The sequence below is a fragment of the Neobacillus niacini genome, from assembly GCF_046591715.1.
Classification (GTDB): Bacteria; Bacillota; Bacilli; order Bacillales; family Cytobacillaceae; genus Neobacillus; species Neobacillus niacini_L.
The window spans coordinates 1,446,682-1,459,859 of sequence record NZ_JAWVNQ010000001.1; the positions used below are offsets into that span (position 1 = coordinate 1,446,682).

Sequence of the window (13,178 nt, forward strand, 5' to 3'; positions counted from 1 at the left end):
AAATATTCTACAATCTATAGTTTTTTCAATCTAACGGGTGGGCTTTTGCTCAAGGTGAATGACGATCCATTATCCATAATATTTGGGATTATTTATAAATATCCCAAGTTAATGTACTTAAATATTATTAATATAGTTCTTTATACATAATGAGTAATTTTTGTTAAATAGTTTAATAGTCTATTCTTACTAGTAATATTAAAGTAAAATGAAAGTAAGATTTAATTTGCTAAAGGGGAAATAATATGGTGCAGCGTGAATTAAACGTTATACGCATTTTACAAACATCACAAAATATAGAAAATAAAATAAAAAAATCATACAGAAAAATATACCCAAGCGTTAAATGGCACCCAAGCGTAAGAGATGAACAGATGCCTAACTTTGTTTCATTTTTTTATGACTTAATTATAGCCTTAAAGTATTTACCTTCTCTAAAACAATTTGTACGTGCATATATGAAAAATTACTACAGCAAAGTACTCCCCGAAGGAATTATCTATCATACCTATATAGATAGGACAAGTAAAGCCTACCAGTCACTGGTTCGTGATTTGCACTTCTATTTTAAGCTAAAAGAGAGTGACTATTTTGACCATGTACAATTATCCTACGCATACGACATTGAAGCAAAACAGGATCTTGTTGTTACATTAGGGGATAAAAAGTTGGGATTGCAACTGTTTGAAGGAGATGACAGTCAAACCAAGTGGAAAGAGAAGCAAGCTGCAAGACGAAGGATCATTCTCGGTTATCCCGATTATTACATGCCGCTTAAAGGAATAGATAGTAAACCTGTCAACATTGGTACACAGCGGGATGAATTTTTTGTTTATAGCGATTACGATGTTAGGATCGTATATCATAAATTACTAGATGTTTCAAATGTTGCAAGACATGTTGAAAGGGATTCGTATATATTACCGAAACCGGTTATAAAAGAGAATGGTGATTCTAGGGAAAAACACGATTATGATGACATTGATCACTCTTATATTTATGTCGGAGAAAAGAATATATTAGACGATTTGGACATGATCAGAATCCTCCTTCAACGAGGGGTAAGAGTAGAATGGGTATCACCCTATCCGACAGTGAAACGCGATTTGCCAACTGATTTATTTGGCGAACTTCTTGAAAATTTACGCTTACACGAGTGGCTAGGGGCAAACATCTGTCGGTTGCAAATATACGATGGACGATACAGTAAATCACAAGGGGATACATTGCAGGACATTGGTGATAATACAACATTTAATTTTGAACAATATAAAACAGAGCATGCCCCAACGAAAAAGCATTTAATTGTCGAAGCCGGAGCCGGCAGTGGAAAAACAGAAACTATGATTTCAAGATTGATTTATCTTCTTCATACAAAAAAACTTACCAAATTGGAAAATGTTGTAATGATAACATTTACAAATGAAGCTGCAGATAATATCAAAACAAAGTTATTGAAACGGTTGTACCAATTTTATGAAATAACAAGCAATATTCGATACATCAAATGGAGTGAGGAAGTTACTTCAGTTCGAATTATGACCATCCCATCCTTTGCCAAAACGGTAATTAAGGATTTTAGTGCTGACCTTGGTTTGGGTAATGACTTCTCCATTCGCACTCTTACTGTTGATCGTAGGAAGATTATTGATGAAGAGCTTAATGAGTTCGTCTCTAAAAAGGGTTTAAGTTTTAAAGCACTAGGTGAAATCCGTGAATATGAATGGCGTGAAATAATCGACGAGTTTTGGAATCAATTAGAAAAAAAGGGAATCCCTCATGATATTCAGGATCGTATTGAATGGGGGAAAACACCAGAAGATAAGTTGGCACAAAGATATTTCACAATGGTAAAACAGGTGCTGTCAAATTGTGAACAAAAATTCAACGATTTAAAACTAAGGCAGAATGTATTTACGGTAAATGATTTGACACAAAAAATTAGTGAAATACAAGAAATTATTAATATAAAGCAACTCAGTAAGCCTTTTAAGTATCTATTTGTTGATGAGTTTCAAGATACCGATGATATACAGATAAACCTGGTAATAACACTTATTAATCTAATAGAAGCTGCTCAACTGTTTGTTGTGGGTGATATTAAGCAATCTATATATCGTTTTAGGGGAGCAAATTATACTGCTTTTGATGTACTGAGCAAACAACTTGGAGTAAAAAATATTGACCGTGATTATCGGTTGAAAAAGAACTACCGCACAAACGACGAGATATTGGATGCAATTGAGGATATGTTTGATATTTGGAGAAATGACCCTGATCAAATACTTCCAAAAGAACTCGTTGATTGTAATAATCGCCTTGAACCCACTGTCCACTATTCTAAATATAAACAACCATATCATTTTGAAGCTGTTTATAATACAAGGGATTATGACTATACATCGAAAATAAGGAACCTTTACCATTCGCTGAAAATAGATAAGGAAGACGAGAAAGAGAATAAACCTACCGTATTAGCGATTCTAGTCCGTACGAATTATCAAGCAAGGCAGATAAGAGATATACTTGAGGCGATGAGGACCGGTTTGGACAAGGATATTGTGTATGATGTAGTGACTGGAGGAAATCTATTCTCTACCACTGCCGCCCGAGATTTGTTAATACTGTTAACTGCTTTCAATTATGAAAGGGACCCTGAATCATATTTTGCTTTGTATCAAACACCGTTCACTCCTAAACCATTTAATCCAGTTGAGTTTCTTCCATTTGAGGGGAACCTGGATAAATTTCGTACTAACCACTCATTTGACGAAGTCGATGGTTTTAATGAAACACTTGCTGCATTACGGGTTAAACCACCACTTCATGCAATTTATCAATTTATTGCAAATAATCCGTTTGAGAAGGTTCTTGCGGCCCAAAATATCCAACTTCATGAAATTGAGAAGTATCGTCTTAATCTGTATCGCATTCTTGAGCTTGCGACGGAAGAAGTGGGATCAGGTATCACAAGTATCCAGCGCCTTAGAGACTGGCTACGGCAACAGGTCGCAAGTAATCGAGAAGAGGAAGAGATGCAAGTAGATATCACAAACTATAATAAATTAATAAAAGTCGTAACTGTCCATAAAGCTAAAGGGCTTGAATTTGATACAGTATTTATTCCTTTCACTTACCAAAAATTTGAAAAGAAAACAAAAAAGGATATGATTGTAACAAAAGAAAAAGACAAGGTGAAAGCCGGTTGGAAGATAGAAGGGTCTGACGATGAGGAAACATCAGTTAAATCACCATTGTATATCAAATTAAAGGAAAATGAGAATATTGAAAATATCCGTGAAGAGGCGAGACTCTTATATGTCGCTTTGACACGTGCTAAAAATCGTTTAGTGGTTATATATAATAAGTCTAACTCGAGAAAAAATGAAAGAAGAAACTGGTCCGATCTAATCAGGCTAGGGAGGGGTGAAACGGTATGACTAGAAAAATACTAACCTATCAGGCTCCTTCGCAATTGTTCAGATCAGACTCACTATTCCAACAAGAGTATGGAGATTGCCTTCATATTGCAGCCACTAGCAGTCTCAAATCTGGCCTTGGGGAATCCCTTGCGGTTTCAAGGTGGTTTAGTGCCCCAATTATTACTTTTAGAGAATTATTTACAGAACTTGCCGGACCTCGATGGTCCTCTTCCAAAGCTCAGCTTAGGCAATTTCTTTTCCTTTCTGACGTTTTGGCAGATTTATGGAATGCCGATAGTGGCAAAAACAGGCTTAAGTTACAGGCGATGGAACGAAATCAATTGCAGATACTTCAAACCCTAAGGGTGCTGACGGAGTTAGGAATAAAACCTTATCACATTTCACTTGATGTAATAAGAGATAGCTCTTCTGAAATATTGTTTCTTCAAATTTGGAAGAAGATGTTCAATCTGTTGACCCGTGACTCTTCAGGGCTGCATAGTTTTTTGAATGCAGATAAACAGGCTGATGAACTGTTAAAGGATGCCCTAAGAAGATGGAGTGAGGCACTTCTAGACAAAAAGGATGCACAGGGAACCATTCATAGAACAACAAGTAATATACCTCTTGATAGTGTTCAGCAGTCTATTACTTCATCTTTAGAGAAAAAAAGTCTAATCCTCCATGGGTTTTACTTCATCACCCCTATTCAGCAACGGGTCTTTAATGAATTGGAAAAGGATTATGAATTAATTTTCCTTAATACGTATGATGAGAGGTTTCCAAATACGTTTGAAACAGTTAAGGATTTCCTCGGTATTGGTGTGTTTGAGACACTCCGTTCAACAGATGACGATGTTCCTATTCATCCCCTTGCTGTTAAGCTTATTGAGAGTCTTGAAGGGGGATCAAGCATATCGATAGATAGTGTAGCTGATAGATATGTTGATCTACCACATTTTATTCAAAGCGAAAAAGCTAGGCTTAGGGATGATAAAAACGGTACCCAGGGTATGGGATATCAACTAATTACACCAAGGGCGAAACAGGTTGAAGAACAACTTATTGCAAATGAATTTGTACCGTTTCCAAAAAACAGGAAGAAGCTCACTGACTATCCTGTTGGCCGCTTTTTATACAGATTACATCAGATTAAAAGTCAAAATAATAATGTTGAAACCGGTAAAGTCACGTTTGCAGAGAATATTACATCAGAGATTTTGCTTGACTGCTTTTCCTCTGGATGTCTTTTTGTAAAAGGCGAAGATATGAGGAACTATGTAAAATCATTGGAAAGAATTTTGCCATACTGTGAAGGTGTTAATACTTTTGATCAATGGTTTAAAAGAATAGAGTCACTGGAAAATGAAAAGGCATCTTGGGAAGAAGAGGTTTTGAAAAAAAATTCAAAGTCGTTATCCGATCGTATTCATAGGTTTCATTCCTTTCCTATGAGACTCCTTTCATATTTTTCTGTTGAAACTGAAGATCTTATTAAGATTAAATCAGGTATCGAAGCGCTTTACAATATTCACTCTGCCTTGTTTAGTGATTTTGAAAAGAAAAAGGTAAATATGACAGTCCACCTTCAGGAGATTGAAAGACTGGTATTAAAAAATGCAGAAAATTCCTTTGAAGGTGAAGAGAAAGAAATTGTCCGTAAAATTATTGCAGATATAAATAATATTAAGGATACTGAACTCGAATTCTCACTGAAGGATATTTCGAAAGGCCTCTTGTTTTATCTGAAGGGCACATTGGAAGAACTTGCCGGAGAGGAAAACTTTGGGGAAAAAGTATATTCATTTGATAGTGCAGACGCAGCTCCATTCCGCTCAAACAGAAATTTTCATTTAGCTTTTGCGGACCAAAAGGCATTGCCTATTTCTCAGGACTACAATATTTGGCCAATTTCAAGTGGTTTACTTTCTTACCTTGAGAAATCATTTCCTGAATTGACATTACTCACTGAGAGAAAGCAAAAAAGTAATTCCATTACAAGATACCTGCTGTATGTCCTTTTCCATTCGGCAGATGATATTCGAATCTCTTTTACGGAGAATTTGGGGAAAGAATCACGGCTTCAATTAGCTTTATACCTAAAATTGATAGGTTTTAAAACGCTATCCGTCGAAAGGGAACCATTTCATACTGAGGAATTGTCGATTAATGGGCCTGACAGTGTAGAATTGGAAAGTTTGGACTGGACAGATCCTATGGTACGTGAGGCGCAGGTATGCCCGAAAAGAGCAGCATTTAGCTTTATTTTGAATGAACAAACCATGTATCATTCTGATTTCCATCATGGTTTCTTATACACCAAGTTTGTGACAGTTATGAACCGGATGGAAAAAGGAAAAAAAAATAAATTTGAACCCGAAGAGTTCCGACCTAGAATTGACAAATGGTTTCCACAATGGAATAACATGAAAAAGGATTTTCTTTTTGATTATATTACAACATCAAAATTTGCTAAGCCGACAATTAGTAAATATAGAATTTCATATGATGAAAAAAGCTACAGTGCTGGAATGACCTATTTAAACCTGTTGCCTACGGGGTATGCAGATAAAGGAAAAGATAATGTAATTCCAATTAAGGATGTTGCACTTCATGAGGCATGTCCTGGAAAACACTGTAAGTACTGCCCGTATGCTTCCATTTGTCGGGATGCAATCTATAGTCTGGATTTTGAAGATGATTAAATTTGAACATTGGTTGAAATCGACAAAGATTAATATGATAAAAACGGTGGTACTTAAAGAATTCTGAGTTTTCTCTAATAGATTCCTAAATATAAAAATAAAGGCAGTACATCTGAGCTTCTAAATAAGGAAAAAATATGAAATCGATTGGTTTCATCTGTTAAATATATTTAGTAAAATGTTCGAAAAATTGTATTGTTTTAATTGATTGTCAATTGGAATGAACAAAAGAGCTTAATCATTACCTCATTCAGCTTTATTGACTTTAGGCTAACACAGTTGTGTTAGTAGATCATTGATCAACACGCACTTGTATTAACGTTCAATGGAAGAATTATAGGTTTTCAACCCCAGTAACAGAGGGTAGGTCGTAATGTAATATAGATTAGGTGGCAAAACTCTGCAAGAACCATGCACAGTTATTGCCTTTTTTTCTGCAAAATACAATACACCATCATTAAAGATGTTACCCGAAAAAACTATAAGATATAATAAAACACTACTGCAAAGCAAAAATATAGTATGGAATCGGGAAGAAAGCTAACTTATTATCTAGAATTACAATTCTTGTTAGGTTTATTTGTTATCTGACAAAATAATTACTGTTTACTTTACAAGAACTTACGTTCGCTATATAATATAAATATAGCTGAACCCTTGATGTCATATAACATTAAGTTTTGTAAAGGAATGCTTGTCAAAACTTACCTGTTAGATTTTATTTGTTTTTTTAAAAATCTGGACTTTTTATGATTTTTCTTTGAAATTGAGTTATAATATATCTTTTCGCAGTAATTTACGCAGCAATATTCTCAGTTGGAGGTGTAGTAATGACTAAACCAATAGCAATAGATTTATTTTGTGGTGCAGGAGGGATGAGTGAGGGATTACTTCAAGCAGGTTTTCACATTGTTTTTTCAAGTGATATTAACGTTGATGTTGAAAAAACATACACCAATCGACATGAGCAATTGGGTTTACATCAAGGGGTTAATACTTTTTTTCATAGAGCAGATATAAGAGAACTTAATGGAGAGTTTATATTAGAAGCTATACGAAATCTTCAAGTTTTCAGAAACAGACAAATAGCAGATATTGATGCTATTTTCGGTGGACCGCCATGTCAGGGATTTAGTTTAGCTGGCCGTCGTGATAAAAATGACCCTAGAAATATGTTATTTAAAGAGTATTTAAGAGTAATTAGTGAAATTAGGCCAAAATATGTGGTAATGGAGAATGTAGAAGGGTTTTTAACTACTCGTTTAGATGGATTTATTGGAGTGACTGGGATTGAGTACCAAGATGATAGTTTAGTTCCTGAACTTCTTGAACATGAACTTACAGAGATTGGATACCATGTAATACAACCAAGGGTTTTGGATGCTTCTGATTTTGGCGTTCCTCAGCGTAGGAGAAGGGTTATTTTTATTGCATATCGTGATGGCCAATCTGCACCTAGTTATCCAGACCCTTTCACTCTTAATGATGTAGATAAAGTTACAGTCCAAGATGCTATAGGCGACCTAATAACCGATGATACAATTAAAATGCAGGTGAATCTGAAACCATCTAAATATCAAATGGATTCCATTGCTGGTAGAACAAGAACATTTCATGGGCAAGTTGTACCACATGACGGAACTGTAAATAATCACGAGTTATCAAACCACTCTCCAATCATTCAGGAACGGTTTTCACTATATAGGGAAGGTGAAAATGTTACTTCGGTTTTATTTAGGATAATGAGCGAGGGTCTAAATCTAAAAAAATATCCCCACTTACTTGATGAATGCACTAGAAAACTAAGTAATTGTTATAGTAGGGAAGAGATAATAACTCGTTTTCAAGAAGGACGACCTTACAAAGAAATGATTGATGTCTTATTAACTAAAAAAAATAACAGGTTCAGATATTCAAGAGATAAAGTGTCTCCAACAGTAGTAACACTTCCCGATGACTATCTTGTACCTTTCGAAAATCGAATTCCATCAGTGAGAGAGATGGCTCGCCTGCAGTCCTTCGATGACTCGTTTGTCTTTCTTGGGAAGAGGACAACTGGTGGGCAAAGAAGGAAAATTGAGGTTCCACAATATACACAAGTAGGAAATGCTGTTCCTCCCCTTTTAGCTAAGGCTGTTGCACTTAAAATCAAAGAAGTTGTTTCCATTGAACAAGCACACCCAGTACATTAAAGTACAATAATGGGTGTGCTCCTTTAAGAGTATTACAATTCTAGATCAATTGTTTCACCGAATAATAGATGCCGTTTGGAAGGATCCATTCTAAACCCGTGCCCATAATCCATCTTAGATTTTTTTATACTTGGAGCGTCTGGATCAGTTTTTGCCCTTCTACGCCAATCAAAAGTGATTACTCCTTGTTTTAACAATGAAATGAACTGAGAAAAAATAGGGTCACGTGTATATTGAACCTTAATATAATTAAAATGAATTTGCTTGTTAATAAACATTTTATCAGCTACAATCCACATTGTTTTTGGATGTTTGTCAAATAACTTATTCTTAATATCCTCAAACTTCCAATAGCAGGTTTCCGTTATTTCCCCATTTTTTTTGCATTTTTGGATCACCATTTCATTTTCATCATCAACTTCTAAATAAAGTCCTTGAGGGTTTGGTTTAATCCCTACCGTAACAAATAAGGCATTATATCCTGAATATTCATTATCAGAATAACCATAATTTAAAGCCATGTCATTTGCACTTGTTGTCGGGCTAATTTTCCAATCGGGTACCATACTAAATAATGAATCTTTTGTTCCGGAACCAAGTGTCTTTCCTTTTACTTCTATTACTCCCTTGAAGTCCGGCAAAGGTAAGTTATTTAGTTTAATTCCCAATTCGTGTTCTAGAGTGTCACCAATATCTTTGTCATTGAGCTTGTTTGGTGAAACACTTAGTACCCAACCTTTATTTTTAACCACACTGATTTTCTCTTTAAATTCTTTCACAATTTCTTCCTCTTCTTCATTAGCTCCGAAGAAAGAGATGATATTTTCTTCAAATTCAGGATAATCAATCAAAGGTATCGCAATTAAACGAAATTCATGAACAGTAAAATATACTAGTTCAAGAGGATTTACAAAGCCTTTTAACTTGTAAACCCAAAATCGAGGATCGCCATCTTTAGTTTCTGGCCTGTAAAAGCTTGTTTGGTTTTCTTGAATACCAAATTGTGATATTACAACAGATGGACGTAACTGTTTGAATTCTTTGCCCTTATCAATTGTCCTGTAGTCTACTATTGTTTCGCGTACAATACCCCGGAATTCTTCGGAAGCATCGATAATACTTTTGTTAAGCATTGTTTCTGTCATACGAATAAGAGCAAATTCATTTCTACAATATTTTTGTATTATTTCAATGAGGCTGTTTTCGATCTTATCCGGTAGAAAAATTACATTCACTTAAAATCCTCTCCTAATAAAATGGTAAACCCTGGAAGGTCTATTAATTATAATAGCAAAGGTTAGTCAATTATACCTATGTTTTTTATCATGTAAATAATGTAAATATTTAACGTTTATAAATACTAAACTAGTTATTGCATACACATATTCAAACGACATAAAGTATTTATTGGGATTGCTTGAAAGAATGGAGCCTCTTCAAAGCATATAATTTTAAGGGCTAAATGCAAAACTACCTTTATTCCGGATAAAAAGACACTTAAAAAGGTTGTTTGATTCAGAACCAATTTCATTTTATAATTGCAAATGTTTGCACTGGACATGTGTCTGAATACTCTGTTTTTAATTTTTACAAAACTATTTTTCACTAACCTCTAGAAAAAACTACTCAATGAGGGAACTTGCAGCTTGAGAAAAGGGGATTCAAAGTCCCACCAGTTAAACTTTTTGGGGCAACTTGTATCGGGAATTTTGTAAGCAGCTGACTATTTTTAGAATAAAAACCACCGTAAATGTAAGATTTGTGTCTAACATTTACGGGTAAGCTCAAAATCATTAGTGGATAGGGGATTCTTTGTATTCTATAAAGGTATGTTCAAATTTAATTGTTATATGAACCAACTGAAAAAATGTCATCTTCAAAATTATGTATCATCTGCATGATAAATTTACTAACTTGAGTCAATTTGAAGCTTATTTATAATATTCTTGTAAAATTAAGAAACCCACTCCAAAGAATGTAAATGATAACATGATTCGTTATAATGTAGGTAAGATCAATATTGGAGGTAATATATATGCCTGTTTATAACAAATTAGTAAGAGATCGTATACCTGAGGTAATTGAAAAGACAGGGAAAAAATTCACTACAAGAATTTTAGAGAATGAAGAATACATAAAAGAACTAAAAACAAAAAGCTTTGAGGAGCTTAATGAATACATAGATACAGAAAATGATAAAGATGCAGTTGAAGAGTTAGCTGACCTTTTGGAAATTATCCATGCTCTTGCTGAATGTCATGGAGCGAACATTGATCAAGTGGAACAGGTTCGGAAGGAAAAGGCAGAGAAGCGCGGTGGATTTAAAGATAAAATCTTTTTAATCGAGGTTGAGGATGAGTGAGGTACAACTGATTACAAGTGACCTAGGGTCACATTTAAATGACAATATAAAAGAGGCAGATACAGTCTGTATTTTGTCTTCCTTTGTAATGAAATCTGGCGTCAAGTTTATTAAAGAGGCCTTGAAGAAAGCTTCCCAAAATGGCGCGGATATTAAGATTTGTACAGGTGATTATTTGTACATTACGCAGCCAGAGGCTCTTGAAGAACTGCTTTCAATTGATGAACGTATCAGCATCCGGCTATGGAAAAGTAATGGTGTTTCCTTTCATCCCAAAGCATATCTATTTCAAACGAATGAACATGATGTTCTTTTTATCGGTTCTTCCAATCTTTCAAATTCTGCTTTGAATCAAGGCATCGAATGGAATATTTCTGTGAGCGATGAAAAAGAAGTTTTTGATGAAGCACTAAAGGAGTTTCTTGATGTTTTCTATTGTGATCAAACCGTACCATTAAATAAAGAAACCCTTGAGGAATACCGAACTAATTATGATGAGTATCATCTTAAACATCCAAATCTAGTTCGAAAATGGACGGAACTTGAGGAACAAGAATTAATGCTTCCTGCAAAAAAGAATAGTCCTGAAATGCCTGAAGTTGTATTAGAAACCCCGGCTTCTTATGGAGAGATACTGCCTCGTTTTGCGCAAATTGAAGCACTTGAAGAGTTAAATAAGACATTAGAAGAAGAATACAATAAAGCTTTGGTTGTTATGGCTACTGGATTGGGAAAAACCTATTTGGCTGGATTCTTTGCACAAAACTTCAAAAAGATTCTCTTTATTGCTCATCGTGAGGAAATTCTCTATCAAGCAAGAGATTCTTTTAAAAGAATTATGCCTGAAAAGCAGTATGGCATATACAATGGCAAGATAAAAGAAGGTGGAGCAGATGCGATATTTGCTTCAATCTATACATTGAGTATTAAGAAGCATCTTGAGCGGTTTAGAGCGGATGAATTTGATTTAATTATTGTGGATGAATTCCATCATGCTGCAGCGGATTCCTACCAGCGGGCATTGGATTATTTTCAACCGCGCTTTTTATTAGGAATTACGGCTACACCCGATCGGAATGATAACAAGGATGTTTATGCTATTTGTGATGGGAATGTAGCCTTTCGATTAGATTTCTTAGAGGCTATTAATCGGAAATGGTTAGCACCGTTTAAGTATTTTGGAGTGTACGATGATACCGATTATAGTCAAATTACTTGGTTGGGCAACCGTTATGCGGAAGAGGAATTGCTACAAGCGCAGCTAAGAGAAGATTTGGCACAAAAGGTCCTTCAAGCATGGGAAGATAAAAAACAGACAAGGACACTAGGCTTTTGTTCTTCAATTAAACAAGCAGACTTTTTATCCCGTTATTTCAATACACATGGTTATAATACTGTTAGTCTACATTCTCAATCAGGAGTCAACAGGTCTGCAGCAATTTCTCAGCTTTCAAAAGGTGAGATTGATATCATCTTTACTGTGGACCTATTTAATGAAGGTGTTGATATCCCGGCCGTTGACACATTAATATTTGTACGTCCAACCGAATCCCTGACAGTGTTTACACAACAAATTGGTCGTGGACTTAGATTACATGATAATAAACAAACATGTGTGATCATCGATTTAATTGGAAATTACCGAAATGCCGATATTAAGCTAAGTTTATTTGATACCCATCCAGGTGAAGGGAATAGTAGAAATATTAATCCTGCACTGCCGAAGTTTTGTGAAATGAATTTAGATGTAAATGTCATAAATCTTTTGCAGGAAATGCTCAGAAAAAGACAGCCGAGAAAAGAGAAGCTATTTAATGATTATATGGTATTAAAACGAGACATAGGAAGAAGACCCTCTTATTTGGAGCTGCATTTAAAGGGGGCATCTGAGTCACCGCAATATAGACAGGAATTTGGTTCTTATATCGGATTTTTAAAATGGGCTGAGGAATTAACAATTGAGGAAACGGATGTTTTCAAAAGGTACGCAAACTGGTTTGTTGAAGAAGAGAAAACCAGTATGACAAAAAGTTATAAGATGGTAGTCTTATTAGCCATGTTGGAACGTGGAAAATCGGAATGGTACAAGCCAATTTCATCTAATATAGCAGCACCATTTTTTCATCGATATCTAATCGAAAAGGAATATCGCAAAAGAATCGATTTCTCCGATAAAGGTGCTAAGAAACTGTGGGATTATGATGAAAAGGGTGTCAGCAAACTAATTGCCACCATGCCAATGTCAAAATGGAGTGGCAGCTCTAAAGGATTAATTACATATCAAAATGATGAGTTTATCTTAAACTTCGATGTTGCTCCAGAACATGAGGATATTATGTATAACTGGACGAAGGAAATATGTGAATACCGGTTACATTATCATTTTGAGCGTAAGGCAAATCGTAATAATTTCTAAATCGAGAAATCCTTAAAAGCAAAAAAGCCAGTATCAATAGCAAAGATACTGGCTTTTTTGAGTTAATTCACTCTATGGCTC

6 protein-coding genes are annotated in these 13,178 nt (G+C 35.0%); 5 read left to right on the forward strand and 1 reads right to left on the reverse strand.

Annotated features, from left to right (window positions below; genetic code table 11):
* Positions 1-245 precede the first annotated feature (245 nt).
* From SFC47_RS07105 to SFC47_RS07115, 3 genes are all read left to right on the forward strand, one after another.
* Positions 246-3,440 carry a UvrD-helicase domain-containing protein gene (locus tag SFC47_RS07105; RefSeq protein ID WP_411253536.1) on the forward strand — a complete coding sequence of 1,065 codons (3,195 nt, stop codon included), beginning with the start codon at positions 246-248 and terminating at the stop codon, positions 3,438-3,440.
* Entirely contained in the window at positions 3,437-6,127 is a 2,691-nt protein-coding gene (locus tag SFC47_RS07110; protein WP_411253537.1) for a hypothetical protein, read from the forward strand. The genes SFC47_RS07105 and SFC47_RS07110 overlap by 4 nt, the downstream gene beginning before the upstream one ends.
* Before the next feature lie 830 nt (positions 6,128-6,957).
* Positions 6,958-8,319, forward strand: coding sequence for a DNA cytosine methyltransferase (locus SFC47_RS07115; RefSeq protein ID WP_411253538.1), 1,362 nt, complete (start codon positions 6,958-6,960; stop codon positions 8,317-8,319).
* A 32-nt stretch (positions 8,320-8,351) separates the two neighbouring features.
* On the opposite strand, the gene SFC47_RS07120 is transcribed toward SFC47_RS07115, so the two are convergent.
* The gene (locus SFC47_RS07120) at positions 8,352-9,554 is read right to left on the reverse strand and encodes an MvaI/BcnI family restriction endonuclease (RefSeq protein ID WP_411253539.1); all 1,203 of its coding nucleotides are present in this window, start codon (positions 9,552-9,554) and stop codon (positions 8,352-8,354) included.
* Between the two features lie 800 nt (positions 9,555-10,354).
* Between SFC47_RS07120 and SFC47_RS07125 the strand changes: the two genes are divergently transcribed.
* Entirely contained in the window at positions 10,355-10,681 is a 327-nt protein-coding gene (locus SFC47_RS07125) for a phosphoribosyl-ATP pyrophosphohydrolase (RefSeq protein WP_411253540.1), read from the forward strand.
* Positions 10,674-13,097, forward strand: coding sequence for a DEAD/DEAH box helicase family protein (locus SFC47_RS07130; RefSeq protein WP_411253541.1), 2,424 nt, complete (start codon positions 10,674-10,676; stop codon positions 13,095-13,097). The genes SFC47_RS07125 and SFC47_RS07130 overlap by 8 nt, the downstream gene beginning before the upstream one ends.
* Positions 13,098-13,178: the final 81 nt, after the last annotated feature.